The sequence below is a fragment of the Acinetobacter kyonggiensis genome (assembly GCF_900107285.1).
GTDB classification, from domain to species: domain Bacteria; phylum Pseudomonadota; class Gammaproteobacteria; order Pseudomonadales; family Moraxellaceae; genus Acinetobacter; species Acinetobacter kyonggiensis.
On record NZ_FNPK01000012.1, the window covers coordinates 69,366 to 89,011 of the forward strand.

Genomic DNA, 19,646 nt, shown 5'->3' on the forward strand with positions numbered 1-19,646 from the left:
GAATTTAAATATATTTAAACATAAAAAAAGCCCCCATCTTTCGATGAGGGCTTTTTTTGAATTTGGAGCGGGAAAAGAGACTCGAACTCTCGACCCCAACCTTGGCAAGGTCGCCGAGATTTATTCCATTAAATAACATTAAGTATAAGTATTTGATTTTATTGGTAGTGTGTGAATTTTTATGGGGTGAAATTTTGATCAATTGAGATCATTTAATGTTATTGTGGTCACTTCATTTTGGGTTTTAGGTTTTCTAAAAGTCACCTACATTTCAAGGCTTATTTTAATGATGAATAATAAAAATATACTAGGGTCTGTTGAAGATAATTCTTATTAATGTTTATGCCGGTGATTTATATTCCATTTAACATATCATGACCTTAATCCAGTCTGCAAAACTGAATGGACTGGATCCGTATGCTTATTTGAGTGAGGTGCTGAAAAGACTGCCAATGCAGAAAATGAGCCAGATTGAAGAACTGCTACCACATCACTGGAAGCCCGCCTGAAATTGAAATCAAGCAAGGGGTTTATCAGAGATGCTTACTTTCGGAGTCATTTGCGCCAATCATGAATGAATCAGTGGAATATTATTGTAGTGGTTGATACTGATGATCTTGAAGTTTGTAACGGTCTCTGGGGAGTTTTAAAAAAGCTGCTTGATTGCCCGTTGCCGAACTGGATTTTAACGGACTCATCATATTTTAGAATATTGAAATAAGCTTCTTTAGGTAGTGGGCTGTGCATTTTGATTCAGCTGATAACTGATTGCATAGTGCATTAAATGCAGATAGCTTGAGTAAGATAGCTAAATTCTAAAGGCTGTAGCACGTAAATATATTCGTAAAATACCATTTTATAAGGTTTTTGATGTGCTACTAAATTAAGTAATCAGCTATAGTTTCAGGGGGAGGTGCCTTGGGTAATCCCCCTAAAAATAATAGGCTTCAGGTTATTTTATGATTTTGGGCTAACCATTGTTACCCTATATGATAATTTCTAGAATTTAAAGGCTAAAATAGATATTTTATGAATTCTTCACAAGTTGAAAAATACTTTTTCTGGCACTTTTTTATCCTAGGAATAATAAACGTATGCTTTTGTAAAATATCTTTTTCTAAGTAATCTTTATACTTACTTCCTATAAAAATCTGTTCAAATATGATTTGGAAAACCATTACTTTAAAACTTAGTATATCTATACTTTTTTCAAGACTGAGTTTTTTTGTTGTTTTTAATGCAAAATCAAAATCAATAATTATAGGGCTATTGTTTTGATCAATTAAGATGTTAGCACCTATAATATCAGCATGGACAATTTTATTTTTATGTAAATAATCGATTGCTTTGGCAATTCTCATAAAAATTACTTTTAGTTTTTCATACTTTTTGTCATAGGTATTGTAATATTTTGATTTTATATATTTGTTAAGTGTTAGAGCATTTATATGTGTATATATGCAAAAAATATTGTTTTGATCTAGTGTCAATATATCATGTATTTTTAGTATGTTAGAATGGTTTAATTTAGAAACTTCAATCAGAATATCTTTAATTGTCTTTTTATTTCTACGTCTATCATTGATATGTTTTATAAAGTAAGTTGAGTTTTCTTTTTCTGCAATATAACCATTAATGTATCCATTAGGTGAGCTTTCAGTAATTCGATACCCGTTTTTATGAAGGAAGTCAGTAATAGTAGTCATAAAAAAATCCTAAAAATATTTTTAGTTAAATAATTAAGTAACTTGAATTCAACCTAAAAATATGAAGAAATCCCTTATCATTAAAAATATTGCTTATTAAGACAAAATTCCATAAACAAGAGCTTTTCCATGGAGCATATTACAGTGTTGGGAAAAAAATTAGGCGATTGGCCGCAGTAAAGTGGCTTAAGCACCAAAATTCATGCCCGTACTGATGCTTTAGGTAACCCGACAGGATTTATCTCATTGCTAGGTAGGTCCATTACTTAAATGGTGCTAATGTATTGCACCTGGCTTATGGATAAAGTCTGCAATTCCAAGGATCGGGTCATTGATCCAATTTTAGAGGCAAAGGGTCAAGTTGTGATGCCGGCGAAAAGTAATTCTATTGATCAGCATGATTATGACCGATATCTCTACAAGGCAAAACATCTGATCGAGAACTTTTTTGCCAAGCTCAAGCAGTATCGTGGTATTGCCACACGCTATGATAAATGGCTCAAAACTTCTTATCAGCGATCTACCTTGCTTCAACAACGATCTGGCTTAATTGAGAATACGTCCAATTACATCGAATTCTGGTTTATAAATTGGGGTGATTTAATTTTAAGACAACACTTCGTATCATTTGAATTCATGATTTTTCAAAGATGGTGGGGAGTTATCACCTTATATTCCAATGCATTGCGGAGAAAGGGATAAAGATTATTTGTATAGAGTTTGTATAAACTAATTTATTTGATAATATGTAAATTTATATCAACACTTTACAATGAGGATAAAAATGGGACTGCTTAAAGATTATACATTTGAGAAAGCTGAGTTATTTAGAAAAAATTCTAGAGAAGCAATTAACACAGTTCTTGCTGATAATAAATTTATAGATCAAAATTTAATTAACAAAACATTTGAAAAAGTTAATAGCCTTAATTTTGTTCCACATTGCTATAAACTAGAAAAAGAATATGGTTGGACTAATGAAAAGATCAACCATAGTGTAAAGCTATATAAAGAATGGTTAACATTGCAAGTTCATTACGAAAACTTATCTTTCGCTCCGAGTGAGTTGGTAGATGAGTTTTGGCATGTTCATATTTTAGACACTAGAAAGTATATGGCAGATTGTCAAGTAATTAAAGGGGAGTTTATTCATCACTATCCTTATTTTGGACTAACTGAACAGGAAAGTGAGACGGTTTTAGAAAGTGGATTTGAATTAACGAAGAAGTTATATAAACAGCATTTTGCGCGTGAATACTTGGGCTATGAAGGGCAATTATCAGCTTCTTGTGGTTGTCGTTCTGGAAATGGCGGTAGTTGCCGTTAATGCCAAATGTAGTTTTATCAAATGATTTCTATGCCAATTTCAAAGATTGGCTAGAAATATCAAATACTCCAATGGAAATTTATAAAAATCTTCTTGAGAAGGAAGATTTTATGTTTTTAATTGATAGTTTAAAAAAAATGCTAATAAATGAAAAATTTATTGTACTACAGAATACGCCATTTAGTACTGCAAAACAGTTAGAAGCATTTGTATATTTCTTTGGCGAATATTATGGGAATATAGAATATACAGGTATTAAAGTAGATTGCTCTTATACAGGGTGTGCTAGCCATCAACTTACCTTACACAACGATGATGCAATTGATTTAGAGAAACAACCAAATATAGGTTTCATACAAGTAATAACCGAAGATCCAGTATTTGATGTTGAAAATGGTATTGTTGTTATAAGAGAGTTAATAGGAAAGCTGAAATACGATGCACCAGAGTTGTTAGATGAGTTAATGACACATGAGGTTAGTTTTAGGTCATTAGGAATAAATTATGAAAGTATGGATAAAAAGGTAATAGAGATTAAAAAACCTATTTTATATCTTGAAGATAATCAATATAAAGTTAGATTTGATTTGGATAGAATTAAGTATCACTATCAATCTACTAATGAAATTCAAGCGTATAGCGAAAGTAAGATGATTTACGATTTTTTGAAGCACTGTAATGAAATTAAAAAAAGTATTTTCTTGAAAAAAGGAGATATTTTAATTTTTGATAATAAATCAACACTGCATGATCGTACAGAATGTAGTATCGGTATAGATATTGGTAGTAGAATTTTTAGTCGAGAAATATTTGTTAGTTTTGCAATTTGAAGCCAAATATGAATGAGAGTACGTTTAGTATACCGAGATATTTAAAAAATAAGTCAAATTTTAGTTTTTGGCATTCAATGATTTTAGAATGCCAAAAATTAGTAGATTTGACTAAAGTCGAAAATGTAGTAGATTTTGGTTGTGGTGATGGAAGTTTTGTTGAATTATTTAATCATGAATATCCTAGTATAAATATTATAGGTGTTGAGAAACAAAAAAAACTTATTGAAACTTGCAAATTAAAAAGAATAGATGCTAATTTCATTAGTTATGATAATTTTGATAATATAGAAGATGAAAGCCAAGATTTATTTTTTTCGCAAGAAGTAGTCTATACAATTAAAGACTTAACTAATCATGCAAATGAAATATTTAATAAATTAAAAAAAGGTGGGTATTATTTATTCACTGTTGGGTGTCATATAAATAATCCAACGTGGGAAAGACGGAAAGTTAGAATAGATGTTGAAGAAGAATATAATGCATATAATTATTCACCATCTGAAATATCAAAGGTATTTTTTGATATGGGATTTAGAGTAGCAGTTAAAAAATTACCAATTGTTTATCCCTTAGTTTTTTCTTATGATGAGGAGAGGGAATTTCTAAAAATTGAAGATCTAATAGAGTCTTCAGAAAATAATAAACTTTTATTTGTTATGCTAAAACTAAAATACTCATGGGATGAATAGGGATGTCGCAAGTTCTTCAACTTCTTAATGCTAATGAAAAAAACTTAAAAAATATTAGCTTGGAACTACCAATAAATAAAATAATAGCTGTAACAGGTATAAGTGGTTCAGGTAAAAGTACTTTAATGTTTGATGTAATATTAAAAGAGTATTTCCGTAGAGAAAAAATAATAAATAATAGAGCAACAGATTATGATAAGTATTGTAGACCCGATTTTGAGAAGTTTTTTTATCTGAATAAAGTAATTGGAATAAACCAGAAATCATTACTAAAGTCAGAAGTATCCACTGTATCAACAGTATCAGGTGTAAATGAAATTATAAAACAGTTATTTGTCAAATTTGGGAAAATACATTGTTCTTGTGGAAATTATGTTCCCTCAACTTGTGATATTAAAGATGTATTCTCAAAAATTTTATCAACAAATAATACTAAACTAAAAATATTATATAAAATAAAGGACTCGAAAGATGACATAAAAATAAATATAAAAACAATTAATGCTTTTAATATTGAGAAATTCTACAATGATCAAATAAAAAAAATAAATATCAAGGTGGATGGGACATATAAGAATGAGTCAATTTATGGTGAAATTAATAGTAGTTTATTGAATCGAGATGATATAGAGGTTAAAAAAATATTATTAGTAGAAAACTCAGAGATGATATACGATTTTTCTATTCAAACTTTTTGTAATATTTGTGATGAGGAATATTTGTCAATTAGAAAATCACTATTTACAAGATCAAAAATTAGCAAAATAAATGGTTGTTGTACAAAATGCAATGGTGAGTCTTTTTTAGATACTGTTGATTTTGAATCACTTATTAATAATTCCTCAGTAAGTGAAAAATTTATAAACCTCCCGCATAATGGTAAAGCTTATAAATATATTTATTTACAAGATAAAGAAATTTTTAAAATAATACGAGATGGTCAAAATGATGTTGATTTTTTTAGTCTAAGACATGACATTCGGGATGAACTAAAAAAACTGATTAATGAAAAGGTTCTTAATCATAAGAATCACGAAGTAATCTTAAAATATATTAGAAAGGAAATGTGTCTAGATTGTGAAGGGACAGGATTTAATAAATATGCTTTAAGTATTAAATTAGATGGCTTGAATATCTTTCAAATTAATGATTTGAACTTCATTGACTTGAAAAAAATATTCTTAAGAGATGAAAAAATCATAAATATATTGAATATGATTGAAGATTTGTCCCTATCTTATTTGAAATTATCCAGAAGTACTAAGACGCTGAGTGGGGGGGAGTTGCAACGATTAAAAATATTGAATGCACTTTTTAATTATGTTAGTAATTCGATAATAATATTTGATGAAATTTCATCTGGATTATCTTTGCAAGATCAAAATAAAATTATTAATGTAATAAATAAACTAAAGAGTCAAAATAATACTATTTTTCTTATAGAACACTCAGAATATCTAATTGAAAATTGTGATATGCTAATTTCAATTGGTCCAGAGTCAGGTGTTAATGGAGGTAGTTTAATAAATAATTATAATTATAAAATAAGGAAGAATATATTAAGAAATAAGTTATCTAGTGATCAAAAATTATTTTTTTCAAATGTAAGTAATAATAATTTAAAAAATATTGATTTTTATTTTCCACTAAATGTTTTAACATCAGTTATTGGGGTATCTGGTAGTGGGAAATCTAGTTTAATAGCAAGCATTCAGAATGAGTATAAAAATCATAAAGATTTAAATGTCATATATATGGCACAGGAAGACTTATATAAAAGTTCCAGATCCATAGTTGCAACTTATAATGAGGTGTTTGATGAAATACGAACTATCTACGCTAATTTACATGCATCGAAATTATTAAATTTATCTATTAGTAATTTTTCACCAAATACAATAGAAGGATCTTGTGAATTATGTCGTGGTAAAAGTGATAGCGATGAGACCATATGTAAGAAATGTTTTGGAACAAAATTTAATTTCATAAGTTTATCAGTTTCTTATGGTAAATATAATATTTATGAATTGCTAAATTTATCATTTCATGAAATTTTGCAATTAAACATTAGTAAAAAAATTAATAAACTGAGTGAGATACTTATTAAGCTTGGGGTTGGGTATTTATCATTAGGAAGAACAACTTCTAGTTTAAGTGGTGGAGAAGCACAAAGAGTTAAATTAGCAAAATTTTTGTTAGAATTTTTCAAAAATAATAAAAATAAAGACACTTTATTGATTTTAGATGAGCCCTCCAAAGGATTGGGTAATACAGATATTACTATGCTTTTAGAATTAATAGATGATCTACTTTTAATGAAATGTTCCGTTATTGCAGTGGAGCATAATGAATACTTTATAAAGAACTCAGATTTTTTAATTCAGATTGGTCCAAAATCTGGTCCAGAAGGTGGTGAAATCACTTTCTGTAATTATATCCAGTTCTATACTTTTCCTGAAAAGCATAGAACTGGATCAGAACCACAAATTGTTGTAAATAATTCTTTAATTAATGTACCCGACTGGATGGATGATCATTATTTTAAAAAAATTAAAAACTTTCATGAAAGAAGCTCTATTAAAAGCAATCCTATAGTAATAAATTATATGGATGAAAATGAAGTATTAAATGCGCTAAGTTATGAGAAGGAATATTTCTTTTGCCCATTTTTTGATGAAATTTCGCATTTTAAATCGGTTAGTAAAACTGCATTTAATTCTATAAGAAATACTTTAAAATCTTTTGGATTTGATGAGTATTTTTATTTTGATCAAAAAATTGAATTAAAAAAAATGAGCGTCACGTATGACCATAAAAATTATTTAAATATTTTTTTAAAAACTAATGATATAAATCTTTGTAACACAATTGGCGGTGGAGTAATTATTATTAAAAATGGAGATAGGATTTATTATCATACTAACAGGTTGCTTGATATAGAAAATATTATAGTTGGTCCTAGGGAAATTAATAAAAATTATTTTAATAAGTATTATTCTTCTTGTTGTTATTGTGGAGGAATTGGTTATAGAAAGATATATGATATTTCAATATTTAATGATGAGATATTGTTAGATGACCTAGAGTTTTATAAGAAATTTAATTTGTCCAAAGGCGATTTATATAAAATTAAAGTTAGTATAAAAAAATTTATGGAAGAAATGATTTTTGACTTTCATAAAAAGTTGTCTGATTTATCTGATTCTCAATGTTATTATTATTTTTATGGAGATCCATATGTATTTTTTCTTTCGAAAGATGGGCGAAAAAATGCTTTGGGTGATCGAATAGTTTGGAATGGTCTTTTTAAAATTCTTGAAAAATATAAAAGCATCCCAAATATAGATTGTGAGTGTCCATATTGTTTTGGAGAGGGATATATTCAAGATATTAATTATTATCTAGTGAATGGTAAAAGCATTTATCAGTATGACTAGGGGGTGTTGATATTTTATAATGGAAATTAGATAAAGATACAAACTAAGGTGACAGAACTTACGTAATTCTATTTTAGTAGCAATACCTTTGAATTGCTTCAACTTGAAAATGTATTTTCATTAAATTTATGATTTTATATAAATGTCAATCCATAGATTGTTAATGAGTTTTGTATTTGATTTTTTGGAATATTGGCTTTTGTCCCGCTTTTTTAATCTGTTCTCAAATGGTTGTAATAAAAAAATTTGCTCAAGCAATAATGTCAGTGATTCAAAGGTCTTACCTGATTTACTGGAACAAATACATCCATCAGAAAAAGTCGTTCTTTACGAAGTCTCTCGCATAGCAATGAAACAAATTTTTCGGATTTTTTGAAATTTAAATCCATAATATTTTGTTTTTATATACTTTATTACACCACAAAATAATGGATTTATGTGGGTATTACGGAGGTGGGATTGCTGGATAAAATGAGTACTAATAAAAGATTATAATTGATGAATAGTTTTAAAGTTTAGCCTGAAGACCTTCCACAAATTGTAAAATAGTGGCCAATCCCTGAGTATTCTGAATCTGTTCCATCGGAATGTCAGCGGTCAATTTATTTGGTAATTTCATAAAATGCTGCATCCAGGCAGTATCCCCACCTGTCAGAGCATCTAGTGATATTGTAATACGGATTAAAGTGAGGGCGAGTTCTCCCTGTTTTGATGTGGGATCTAATTCAAGAGAGGTTAAAGTTTTCACCGAATCGATACTAAGTATTAAGGCTAGTTGATCCTGTGTAAGACCAAGGCGCTCAGCAGCAGCTAAAACTGCCTTAGCTAATATCATTCTCTGTTTTACAGTTTTTTCTGATGTTGTACGCATGATCGATCTCTGTTTCAGACGCTGCTAATTCATAGAGTTTATATGATTTGATGATAGTTTTTAAGAACTCAAATTTTTACTGTAGACATCCTAAATATGAGAAACAATCATTAGATACATCAGTAGTTTGAATACACCGAGTGCCTTCGCATATTTACACTTGAAACAAAACTTAATTCGCGTCTCATCCTCATTCAGGCTGAAGTTTTCTGCCCGTAATGTTAAATCTTGTAATGTTTTTTTGAGCTCTGTCTTGCTCTGCTGAGAGAGTTCTAAATGGAGATATTTTTTGGGAAATAAGCCGCTGATGAAAGAAAGAAGCTTCTTCAGTTGCCGTTTTTCATTTAGTTCAAAAATTAACTGGGCTGAATTGGGCTGAACTTTTTCAAGATAAATTGAGTAGATCATATTGAGCTGTTTTTTATATTTACTTTGTACATTTGCATAACGCTCCTGGATATGGTGAATGACCTTTTTCTCCTCCTGATTGGTTGGCAACCTGGTAATTAATGCAGCAGGAGTTTTCCTTAAAAAATCCGTGGTAAACAGCCGGGAAGATTTTTTTTGGTTTACACAGGAAGTTTTCAAATGCAGAGCTCTGGCACGTAATTTTTGCGCGATTTGCAAAGGAATGGCTTCAGGTAACAGAAGGTCTTGCTCTTTTTCTACTGCAAGAATGTGGTGCAATAGTTCAAAAGTCATCTCTGAGTCATGAGCTCCTAGCATCAGTGAATCAGGTGATTTCTGTTGCCCTGGTTGATATTGATGATCATGTTGCTTATAACGGTCTTTAGTAAGTCGGTCAAATAAAAACTGTTTGATCGCCCGTTGCTGCACAGGAAATTTAACAGAATCATCATGTTTTATGATATTAAAGTAGGCTTCTTTAGACAGAGGGCTTTCAATTTGATTCAGCTGGTAGCTAATTGCCAGGTGCATTAAATGCAGATAGCTTGAACAGGTCGTTTCAGGGGTCAGGTGCCCGGCAAAATGAGAAAGTGCATACCAGGTTTGCTGAGTATTTCTGTTTCTTAGCAACGCATAACGGATGCGTAGCTGCTCATTTGGCGTATAGTCGGTAAATTCATCAGCAAGAGCTGAATCTTTTAAAATCAGATAGAGATGATTAAATGCAGAATGGCGCAGACTATGGTAAGTAAAATTGTGCTCTCCAAAAGCTGGCTGGATCAATTGTTTCAATAGAGCATTGACTTCATTTTCATGAGTTTCTTCCAGCGACTGTTTTAAAAATAGCGGTTGTGTAACTGATTTTCCCTGTTCTTTTAGCAGACGTTTTCTATTCTGACTATACTTTTTGAATGCTCGTAATTCGTCGGCTTTGAGCAGATGATGGAGGGGAATCTTACGGTAAGCTGAATAGCTTTTTTGATTTTTATTGCGATTATTGCGAATGGTGAGCATCACAGCATCTTCAGTAATCAGTAGATCACGTACAAAGATATTCAATGTTTCATTGATCCGTAGTCCGGCTCTGAATCCCAGAATAAAAATCAGTTTAAATATCTTTTTATCCTGAAGCGAAATACCTTGAGTATTTTTGAGCTGCTCTAGCATGTGGTGAAAAAGACGTGGCGAGATCAATGCGGTTCTGCAGATTTTTATTTGGATTAAATTATCCAGATCGATAGCGGGTGCGTTAAAGAATAAGATCTGTTTGTGATGAAACTCTTGTAGACGTTTTTGTAAAGTCGCTCTAGTTGTTTCTTTCTTTAATAAAAGCATTTCCCCATAGAGGTCTTCAAAATCAGCATCTGAAAATGACGAAATATCTTTGTCTTGCGTTGCCTGCAGCCAATGGACTGCAAACTGTGAAAACATGGTTTTTAGAGAGCTTTGTTTAATTGGCTGAAAATCTGCGCGTATAAGCTTGCGCTTAAATCGCTGCTGCTGCTGGATAATATGATTGAGACGATCCAGTTGTAGCTCCGTTAATTTTGAGCGCAGAATGGTCCATAACAGCAAACGTTCCAAGGCCGGAGATTGTTCTCCGGAATATAACTTTATGAGTTGATTGCTATAGTCTTCTGAACGAATAGCTTGACGTATCTTTACTAAAATATCTGCTACATCAAACGCAATAGTGATCCTAAGCTGGTCCTGAGGGTTTTCACAAACCTTCTGAATCGTATGGGTAGGCGCGGGTTCAGGCTGAATAAAATAAGCTGCTAATTGTTTTTCGAGAGGACTAGAACTACAAATTTCATTTTTTAAGATACAAATGGACATTTGATCCAGTCCGCTGTTTTTCAGGAATTGTGTATAGTAAAAACCGTATTTTAACAGTTCTTTACAACGCACCTTTTCCTCAGGAAAACATTCGATAATACAAGCGTTGATCAGATGTTCTGCATCTTCAATATCTGAAAATAAATCAAATTTTTGATGTTTTAGTCTATAGATCCAGCATTTCACAATATCGTGTAGCACAAACGTTTTTGTATAGCTGACTGAAAAATCAGGGTCATTTATACGCTGATTACCGAAATGCCGGTTCGGGATCTCGAGTGAAACAATATGATTCAGATTTAAAAAACTTTGAAATTTATTTGTTTTTAAAATGATTTTTAAAAACTTTTGCAGTTCGGTATTGTTATAAATGCCATTGAATAATATTGAACTGATCAAACAAAAGCCAAGTGATTGGGTTGGACTGAAGTCATTATGTTTTGTCCAGTAAGCAATCATATTCTGGGCAAATTGAGTAACTTTTTTACCATGTTTTAAGGTTTCAATATTTTGTTGCGGCAGAGTCCTTTCGTGCCTCACGGGTGCGGCAGGCACCGGATACTTTTGATTCGATAAAAGATTAAAACGCTGGATATATTGAGCAAATTCTATACGTGCCCTTTGGTAGCTTTGGATATTTGACTTACAGTGCTCTAAAAGTCGATCGTCAACTTGTCGAAAAATTTCTGGATAGTTTTCGGGTGTCAGTTCTGTATATTTTTCGCTAAACAATTTCAGAAGAAATGCTTTGTTCTTTTTAAGTTTTTCTAGACGTTTTAAGGAATGTGGATGTTTGCTCATGTAATCGCTATTCCTGTAAACGTTGACATACTTTTAAGTTCTAAAATTCCGACCAGCTTGTCTTGTGCTGCTCTAATTTGATCGTAATCTGTTGTCTGAAAACCTGAATAGCGGTCAAACAGTTCCTGCATGGGCTCATCGTGACCAAAGATGCCTTTGACTACATCTTCATTGCAGTATTGTGCAAAAAAATAACGAGCGAAGTGGCGGGTCCAATTGCGCTGAAAGGCTATTTCTGTACAGTATTTTTGAATATCAGAAAGTTTTAAATTTCGGACATATCCTTGTGGATCGTAAAATAATAGAAAGGGGCATTCACCATCGAAGACCTCTTGAATTGCTTGTACTTGTTCATTGGACAGATAGGCTTTTGTGAGATCCAGAAAGTATTTCAAATACTTTAGGTAATGCTGTATTTCATCACGAAGATAATCGTTAAACGGTATATATCGTCCAATGGTACCCGAATAACGCTGCTCTTTATCTGCAACAGCCATCAATTGATTGTCGAGGTCAATATAATCTAGATTGGGCGGAAAGGATTCACTCGGCCGTGCTGAAGTTATCAGCATGCAAATATGCCACAGCCAGATTGAATAATATTTCAGGGTCTCAAAAGGATTGGGATGTTCCCGCACTTGCCGGTCAAGCTGGTAAAAAAAAGATTTCACAAATGGCAGATTAGGTGTTTGCTGACTACCAAAAGAATGCGGGTTGCTGAATTCTTCAAGATATTCAGTTTCCAGCTGAGGAACAGTCAAAGTTAGAGTTTGAGTATAAATATCAATAATATCAAAGATCTGTGTTGAAGAGTAATGGCATGAAATATAGTGCTGAACACTTTCTCCATTGAGTAGTTTGCTTTCCAGCTCATACCCCATTTCATTTAATGCAATATCACTGAGTAAGCGAGGAAGATTTTGTGATGTTAACTGGAAGGTCAGCCCTTTATTAATTTTTCGTAAATACTCCTGTATCTTGAAATCAATCTCAACACCATCCATTTTTTTCAACTGACTTAGATTTTCTAGATAATATTTAGGCAGAGGAATCGTAAAAGAATTCACGGTATTCAACCTATGTTCTCTTAAAACAAAATCATTGAATTTAGAGACTTCAAAGCTTTGCTTAAAGAAACATTTTTGAGGTTTCAGTGATACCTCTTTGTTTTTTGTACTGACTCGTAAATTTTTTTGAAATACCGGCAGATCTTTATAATGAGTAAGACTGAGGACTGAAAATAAAAGCAGGGTATGAATTGGAGAGTTTTCTGCCTGTTCAAATAAAATTTGCATAATGTACTGTGCGGTAGGCAAATCGAAGACACGAGGATTCGACTTGCTCATTAGCTCATTCTTGTTTTGATGCAGAATTTTATTTTTGAGATTATTGATCTGAGCTGTAATAGAACATTGCTCTAGTGAGTTAAATTCAAAATTATGATCTTCAACTTTTTCTATAATTTTATCCTCACGTGGCTGTTTTGCCATACCTCGTTCAAAATAAGTCTGATGTGTTTTTTCATCATCGAGAGACATTCTTGATGTCTTCTTAACATCAGTTTGAGCAAGTTCCTGGGCGCTTGGATTGCTTTGACGATGTCTTTTTTGACGATCTGATTGCGTATGCACATAGGTATAAATAACGCGGATATCTGCCAGCTGACCTATTTGCTGTGCACTTAACTTTGGTTTGGAAAGGTTAAGTAACTCCTTATTCTCTCTTTCAGCTTTATTTAGAAACTCAAGCAGATTGTCTAATTGGAGAGCAAGGATAGGTAAGAAATTGTAAAGCCAATGATATTCCCGCTTTGTACTGGCTAAACGAAAACGCCTACAAAGATTAGCTACAGTAGCTGCATGTTCTTTGCTATCAAGTAATTCAATACATTGATTATTGAAAATGGCCCATTTCAGTGCATTTGATTGATATGCTGATGGGGTGTTGATCAGTGCCAGGAGATAATGCGCCAATGGATATTTACTAATCGATAGATCAGTAGGATGCTGAGTCATAATTTTAATTAGTTTAACGACTTCAGCTGGTTGGATGAAATCATTGAGCTTAAAGAAGTCCTGATCATTTTCCAGTTTTGCTTCCGCCAGTGCTTGATAGAAGTCTCGAAATGGCTCAAGCTTTAATTCTTGAGTATCTTCTAAATAACTATATCCGTTCATGATGAAATGCCCGCCAGAATTTTTTCTAATGACAGTGGGCCTGCATAATTTGAAATAGAACTTACTGGACTTTTGGATTTAGACAGTCCTGATAATTCTCGTAGATGATTGATAGTTAAAACTTCCTGACCGAAAACTTCCTGAAGATGTGCAGCTAAGTATTGTTCATTTAGCCAATTTGAAATGACGTCTAATCCATGAATTGAGTGGTGTAATCCGGAACACAGTAAGGCCCTTACTTCGCTTAAAGCCTGGATGGTGAATTCGTAGGAATTATTTTTCTCATAAGCTCTGAACTTAAATTCATTTTTATTCTTGTTGTAAAAATAGGCATAGATCCAGCTGAAATGACTACTAAAAAAATAGAGATCCGGTTTATTAGTTGTCAGGAGCGGGATGTCGATATTCTGTTTAAAAGTAAAATCCAAATGATAGTTTTGCTGTTTTTCATTAAGCTGAAAAAATAAAGCTATCCAAACTTGGTAGGCATGCATACAGTTTGGGTAGCATATTAATTGCAGGTTTTTTGCAGGTACGCGGCAATTTGGTACGTTTTTCTTTTTTACAGACATATAGTGATGCTTCCCCATATTTGTGCCAAACGGCTGAAAATAAAACAATATATTCATGTTTTTTTTAGTAGGGGAGCAATGGCTGAATATACCTTATATTGTGTTGTTAAATTATAAAAACCCTATATATAGTATTTCTGATTTTTTTTTTAATGGTAATTAAAGCCAAACAGAAATAATTTTTTAATAAGCATGTAGACAAATTTAACTTGATTAATAAAAGGAGCCGCATATGGAAATTAAACAACTGAAACAGATAGAAGTCGTTACAGATGTTGTATGTGATGTATGCAACCAATCAACGAAATTGGAGTTTGGAGCTTTATCGGCGCATTGGGGCTATGGTTCCAAGCATGACGGGGAAAGATATGAATTGCAGTTATGTGAGAAATATTTTTTTTATGCACTGGCGACCTTAAAAAGAAAACATTTGGGTGAGCAGATTTTTGATGAAAATTTTGACCCCGTAACATTGGATGAGTTTGGGTTGAAATAAAATCTTTGTAACTCTTAATCACTTTGATTTCTGATAAGTTTTAAAAATCAAACGTAAAGAATACGGCGTCAATGTATGACGCCAAACTCATAAAATTTGTTTAAATAATTATTGGAAAAGGATATTTTAACGATAACTTTCGTTCAAAATTGATGACAAGAATGGAACAGCTTAATCCATCAGATTTAAAAGCAATATTACATTCCAAACGTGCCAATGTTTATTATCTTGAATATTGCCGTGTTATGCAAAAAGATGGCCGAGTTTTGTATTTGACTGAAGCCAAAAATGAAAATCAATACTGGAATATCCCGATCGCCAATACTACGGTCATCATGCTTGGTACAGGAACATCCATTACTCAAGCAGCTATGCGAATGCTGGCAAGTGCAGGTGTATTGGTTGGATTTTGTGGCGGTGGTGGTACACCACTTTTTATGGGCACAGAAATTGAGTGGATGACCCCGCAAAGCGAATATCGTCCTACTGAATATATGCAAGGATGGATGCAGTTTTGGTTTGATGAAAACAAGCGTTTAAATGTTGCTAAACAATTTCAACAAGTGCGTATCGAATTTATCAAACAAACTTGGACGAAAGACAGAGATTTAAAGGCTGAAGGATTTTATTTGGATGATCTAGATGTTCAAAATGCACTGGATGGATTTTCCCAAAAAATTTCGCATTTAAATAAAGTCGGGGATGTATTACTGGCTGAAGCCGCAATGACGAAGCAGTTGTATAAGATTGCACTGAAATGTACAGGCTTGAAAGATTTTAGTCGTAACCCTGAACAGGGTGATTTAGCCAATGATTTTTTAAATCATGGCAATTATTTGGCCTACGGATTGGCAGCGACCACACTTTGGGTACTGGGTATTCCACATGGTTTTGCTGTAATGCATGGTAAAACCCGTCGTGGTGCATTGGTGTTTGATGTCGCAGATTTAATTAAAGATGCTGTTGTTTTGCCATACGCATTTATTTGTGCCAAAGAAAAAATGACCGAGCAAGAATTTCGACAGCAGATCTTGCAGAAATTTACCGAGCATAAGTGTTTGGACTTTATGTTTGATCAAGTGAAGGCTGCGGCTTTGTCATCTGCGCATGGAGATGAGGCATGATCGTGACCTTTATTTCTCAATGTGAAAAAAAAGCAATATCACGTACCCATCGTGTGTTGGATGCCTTTGCAGATCGAATTGGAGATAACACTTGGCAAACCGTGATTACAGAAGAAGGTTTCATTGCCGTTAAGAAGCTGTTACGTAAGACTGTCACCAGAAATACCGCAGTGAGTTGCCATTGGATTCGTGGGCGACGCAGAAGTGAATTGCTTTGGGTGGTGGGGAATCGTAATAAGTTTAATAGTGAAGGCATTGTGCCTGTGAATCGAACTGCAAAAAGTTTACAGCCATGGAAATCATCACATTTATGGCAGAATTTAGAACTTGTTGCTATTGCATCAGGAATAGCAGGCTTATTTCATGATTTTGGAAAAGCCAATGATCTATTTCAAGCGAAACTCAATCCCGAAATTAAAACTGAAAAAGGTTATGAGCCGTACCGACACGAATGGATTTCATTAAAAATATTTGAAGCTTTTGTTGCCGATCAAAACGATCAACAATGGTTAGCACAATTAGGAAATTTACAGTCTTCTGATGAAAATAAATGGTTAGAAAAATTAGTAAAAATGCAGTCAAGATCAAAACTTGGAGATATATTTTCCCATTTACCACAATTTGCACAATTGGTTGCGTGGCTCATCGTTAGTCATCATCGTTTACCCATTTATCCTTTTTTTGAAGATCAACCACCTGTGCTTAATATCAATAAGTCAGGTTCATTACAATATGCAGATTTATCCCAATATTGGTTGTCTGAATGCGATGTGAAATGGAATTCTCCTAATTGTATTAAATATGAATGGTCGCAAGCAGAAATAGATAAAAATTGGACATTTAGTTTTGGTCTACCTGTTCGTAGTCAAGAATGGCGTTTGAAAGCACAATTACTTTCAAAAAGAGGCTGTAACCAGATTAGTCAAATTCAGCAATTGAATTGGTTAAATGATCCTTTAACTATGCATTTATCGCGTTTAATGTTGATGATGACTGATCATTGGTATTCTGCTCAAGATGCAAGGGGAGAGTTACAAGATCAAAGCTATCAAGCGTATGCTAATACAGATAGTGAGCGAAAATTAAAACAAAAATTAGATGAACATAATTTAGCAGTCGGTTTTTATGCATATATTTACAGTCGTAAACTTCCACAATTCATTGCTGAATTACCTGAATTAGGAGTAAATCAAATATTGGATCGGGGTTTTGAAAATGCTGATCCACAGTTGAGTGAATGGCAAGATAAAGCAGTCAAACTTTGCAAAAAATTGAATATACGCAGTAATGAGTGTGGTTTCTTTGGCATTAATATGGCGAGTACAGGAAAGGGCAAGACAATTGCGAATGCTCGTATTATGTATGCTTTATCTGATATTGAAAAAGGAACTCGCTTTAGTATTGCTTTAGGTCTTAGAACGCTTACAACGCAAACAGGCGATGCACTTAAACAAAACCTTAAGTTGGATGAAAGTGATATTGCAACCATTATTGGTTCAAGTGCAATCCAACGTATACAAAAGGCAATGCAACAAGATAAAGGTACACAAAAACAAGAGCAGTTATTAGTAGATTTAGAAAAAAATGAATTTGCCATGCGTGGTAGTGAGAGTTTAGAAGACACAGAAGATTGTTTTGATGTTGATTATCCTAATATAGAACCTGATAGCTTATTAAAAACATGGTTTAGTAAAGATCCCAAAATTCAAAAATTATTACATGCGCCTATTTTGGTCAGTACCATTGATTATTTAATTCCCGCTACTGAAAGTTTAAGAGGCGGGCGTCAAATAGCACCGATTTTACGATTACTAAGTTCCGATTTAATTTTAGATGAGCCTGATGAGTTTGGACTTGATAATTTACCTGCACTTTCTCGTTTGGTGAATTGGGCAGGGATGTTAGGTGCTAAAGTTTTATTATCCAGTGCGACAATTCCACCGGCTATGGCTTTTGCATTGTATGAGTCCTATGTATCGGGTCGGCAAAAATATCAACAAGCGATGCTAGGACATCAGCAAAAAAAACCGATTGTATGTGCTTGGTTTGATGAGTTTGCTGTAAAAGATATAGAAGCTTCAAATGTGGCTGAATTTTGTAAGCACCATGTTCTCTACGTCAATGATCGAATAAAAAAACTTAGAGAAGATGAAAATAAATTAAGAAAAGCCAAAATATTAGATATTCAACAAGGTCAGAGTATTCAAGAAAAAGTAGTCAATACATTACTAAAGGGAATTGCTGAAGCACATGCTTATCATCATCAATCGAATGAAAAAGGTATCGAAATCTCTTTAGGTGTCATTCGTTTTGCCAATATTAATCCGCTTGTTCAGGTTGCCCAATATTTATTGACTCAGCCTATTGATGATCAAACTATGCTTCATTACTGTGTTTATCATAGTAAATTTACCTTGGCACAACGCTCTTTTATTGAAGAAAAATTAGATAGAATTTTAAATCGAAAAACTGCAGATAAAATTTGGACACAACCTGAAATTTCGAGTGCAATCAATCAATACCCAAACATTAAAAGACATATTTTTATTGTATTAGCGACATCTGTCTGTGAAGTTGGGCGAGACCACGACTATGATTGGGCAATTGCTGAACCAAGCTCTATGCGTTCATTGGTGCAGTTAGCGGGGCGTATTCAAAGACATCGCAAGCAAAATGTTATGAAAGAAAATTTATTTATTCTGAATCAAAATATTCGTGCTTTACAAAATAATAAAGTTGCATTTACCAAACCTGGTTTTGAAGGCAATGATAAAAGCGGTCGTAACTTGAATGAAAACAAGGAAATCCGAACTTTACTTGCAATAGAACAGTACCAATATATTAATGCCGTTCCGAGTATTTGTTTTATCAAACCACCATCAAAAGCAGAGCTTCCAGTTTTTAATGATTTGGTTACGCTTGAGCAAACTGCATATACCATGACTTTATTGGGTGCACGTGATGAGGATAATCATGCAAGATTATGGTGGTGTAATGCTCTGTCTTGGAGTGGTGAATTACAAAGACGTCAGCCATTTCGAAAATCTCAAGCTGAAAAGAGTTTGTATCTTCTTCCGAATAGCGCGGGAAAAATGCAATGGAATAGCTACGATGAAAAAACCTATACATTTTCTATTGTTGATGAAATTCGAAGTTTTAAAAAATTAACTTTTCACCAAAATAGTCAAATGTGGTTTGGTGCAGATGAAAATCAACGTTATCAAGAAATTGAAGATATTTTAGAAAGCTCACAAAGGCAAGTTGTTCTAAATTATGGTGAAGTGTCACTGTTAGATGATGCAAATATTCAATATTACTATCACCCTTTTTTAGGTGTGTTTTTAGATAAAAAATTATAGGAGATTA

The 19,646-nt window shown here is 32.9% G+C and carries 12 protein-coding genes and 3 pseudogenes; 9 read left to right on the forward strand and 6 right to left on the reverse strand.

Annotation, left to right across the window (positions count from 1 at the left end):
• Window positions 1-368 precede the first annotated feature (368 nt).
• Window positions 369-509, forward strand: a pseudogene (locus tag BLV99_RS11030) (transposase domain-containing protein); the annotation flags it as partial.
• Between the two features lie 84 nt (window positions 510-593).
• On the opposite strand, the pseudogene BLV99_RS18715 reads toward BLV99_RS11030, so the two are convergent.
• Window positions 594-799, reverse strand: a pseudogene (locus BLV99_RS18715) (hypothetical protein); the annotation flags it as partial.
• 214 nt (window positions 800-1,013) lie between these two features.
• Window positions 1,014-1,706 (reverse strand): protein kinase domain-containing protein, encoded by a 693-nt coding sequence (locus BLV99_RS11035; protein ID WP_092690582.1) that lies wholly within the window; start codon window positions 1,704-1,706, stop codon window positions 1,014-1,016.
• 399 nt (window positions 1,707-2,105) lie between these two features.
• Here BLV99_RS11035 and BLV99_RS18720 point away from each other — a divergent pair.
• The 5 genes and pseudogenes from BLV99_RS18720 to BLV99_RS11060 all read left to right on the forward strand — a co-directional run.
• Window positions 2,106-2,260, forward strand: a pseudogene (locus tag BLV99_RS18720) (transposase); the annotation flags it as partial.
• Between the two features lie 230 nt (window positions 2,261-2,490).
• Window positions 2,491-3,033 (forward strand): glycine-rich domain-containing protein, encoded by a 543-nt coding sequence (locus BLV99_RS11045; RefSeq protein WP_092690588.1) that lies wholly within the window; start codon window positions 2,491-2,493, stop codon window positions 3,031-3,033.
• Window positions 3,033-3,863 (forward strand): TauD/TfdA family dioxygenase, encoded by an 831-nt coding sequence (locus tag BLV99_RS11050; RefSeq protein ID WP_092690591.1) that lies wholly within the window; start codon window positions 3,033-3,035, stop codon window positions 3,861-3,863. The genes BLV99_RS11045 and BLV99_RS11050 overlap by 1 nt, the downstream gene beginning before the upstream one ends.
• Before the next feature lie 8 nt (window positions 3,864-3,871).
• Entirely contained in the window at window positions 3,872-4,555 is a 684-nt protein-coding gene (locus BLV99_RS11055; RefSeq protein WP_092690593.1) for a class I SAM-dependent methyltransferase, read from the forward strand.
• Between the two features lie 2 nt (window positions 4,556-4,557).
• Window positions 4,558-7,992, forward strand: coding sequence for an ATP-binding cassette domain-containing protein (locus BLV99_RS11060; protein WP_092690596.1), 3,435 nt, complete (start codon window positions 4,558-4,560; stop codon window positions 7,990-7,992).
• Window positions 7,993-8,500: 508 nt separating this feature from the next.
• Here BLV99_RS11060 and BLV99_RS11065 read toward each other — a convergent pair.
• From BLV99_RS11065 to BLV99_RS11080, 4 genes are all read right to left on the reverse strand, one after another.
• Window positions 8,501-8,863 carry an antitoxin Xre-like helix-turn-helix domain-containing protein gene (locus tag BLV99_RS11065; RefSeq protein ID WP_092690598.1) on the reverse strand — a complete coding sequence of 121 codons (363 nt, stop codon included), beginning with the start codon at window positions 8,861-8,863 and terminating at the stop codon, window positions 8,501-8,503.
• A 90-nt stretch (window positions 8,864-8,953) separates the two neighbouring features.
• A complete protein-coding gene (locus tag BLV99_RS11070; RefSeq protein WP_092690600.1) occupies window positions 8,954-11,911 on the reverse strand; it encodes a site-specific integrase in 2,958 nt (985 codons plus the stop codon).
• Entirely contained in the window at window positions 11,908-14,088 is a 2,181-nt protein-coding gene (locus BLV99_RS11075) for a hypothetical protein (RefSeq protein ID WP_092690602.1), read from the reverse strand. The genes BLV99_RS11070 and BLV99_RS11075 overlap by 4 nt, the downstream gene beginning before the upstream one ends.
• Window positions 14,085-14,582 carry a hypothetical protein gene (locus BLV99_RS11080; protein WP_092690656.1) on the reverse strand — a complete coding sequence of 166 codons (498 nt, stop codon included), beginning with the start codon at window positions 14,580-14,582 and terminating at the stop codon, window positions 14,085-14,087. The genes BLV99_RS11075 and BLV99_RS11080 overlap by 4 nt, the downstream gene beginning before the upstream one ends.
• Window positions 14,583-14,892: 310 nt before the next feature.
• On the opposite strand from BLV99_RS11080, the gene BLV99_RS11085 reads away from it, so the two are divergent.
• The 3 genes from BLV99_RS11085 to cas3f all read left to right on the forward strand — a co-directional run bounded on the left by BLV99_RS11085 (window position 14,893) and on the right by cas3f (window position 19,639).
• Entirely contained in the window at window positions 14,893-15,156 is a 264-nt protein-coding gene (locus BLV99_RS11085) for a hypothetical protein (protein ID WP_092690605.1), read from the forward strand.
• A gap of 161 nt (window positions 15,157-15,317) precedes the next feature.
• Window positions 15,318-16,280: a type I-F CRISPR-associated endonuclease Cas1f gene (cas1f, locus tag BLV99_RS11090; protein ID WP_092690608.1), complete on the forward strand. Its 963-nt coding sequence runs from the start codon at window positions 15,318-15,320 to the stop codon at window positions 16,278-16,280.
• Complete coding sequence (gene cas3f / locus BLV99_RS11095; RefSeq protein WP_092690610.1) at window positions 16,277-19,639, forward strand: type I-F CRISPR-associated helicase Cas3f; 3,363 nt, start codon at window positions 16,277-16,279, stop codon at window positions 19,637-19,639. The genes cas1f and cas3f overlap by 4 nt, the downstream gene beginning before the upstream one ends.
• Window positions 19,640-19,646: the final 7 nt, after the last annotated feature.

Bases quoted from the DNA above. Each gene is read 5' to 3' on its own strand.
- BLV99_RS11065 (WP_092690598.1), bottom strand. From the start codon at position 8,863: ATGCGTACAACATCAGAAAAAACTGTAAAACAGAGAATGATATTAGCT.
- cas3f (WP_092690610.1), top strand. From the start codon at position 16,277: ATGATCGTGACCTTTATTTCTCAATGTGAAAAAAAAGCAATATCACGT.
- BLV99_RS11045 (WP_092690588.1), top strand. From the start codon at position 2,491: ATGGGACTGCTTAAAGATTATACATTTGAGAAAGCTGAGTTATTTAGA.
- BLV99_RS11080 (WP_092690656.1), bottom strand. From the start codon at position 14,582: ATGCATGCCTACCAAGTTTGGATAGCTTTATTTTTTCAGCTTAATGAA.
- BLV99_RS11035 (WP_092690582.1), bottom strand. From the start codon at position 1,706: ATGACTACTATTACTGACTTCCTTCATAAAAACGGGTATCGAATTACT.
- BLV99_RS11050 (WP_092690591.1), top strand. From the start codon at position 3,033: ATGCCAAATGTAGTTTTATCAAATGATTTCTATGCCAATTTCAAAGAT.
- cas1f (WP_092690608.1), top strand. From the start codon at position 15,318: ATGGAACAGCTTAATCCATCAGATTTAAAAGCAATATTACATTCCAAA.
- BLV99_RS11060 (WP_092690596.1), top strand. From the start codon at position 4,558: ATGTCGCAAGTTCTTCAACTTCTTAATGCTAATGAAAAAAACTTAAAA.
- BLV99_RS11070 (WP_092690600.1), bottom strand. From the start codon at position 11,911: ATGAGCAAACATCCACATTCCTTAAAACGTCTAGAAAAACTTAAAAAG.
- BLV99_RS11085 (WP_092690605.1), top strand. From the start codon at position 14,893: ATGGAAATTAAACAACTGAAACAGATAGAAGTCGTTACAGATGTTGTA.
- BLV99_RS11055 (WP_092690593.1), top strand. From the start codon at position 3,872: ATGAATGAGAGTACGTTTAGTATACCGAGATATTTAAAAAATAAGTCA.
- BLV99_RS11075 (WP_092690602.1), bottom strand. From the start codon at position 14,088: ATGAACGGATATAGTTATTTAGAAGATACTCAAGAATTAAAGCTTGAG.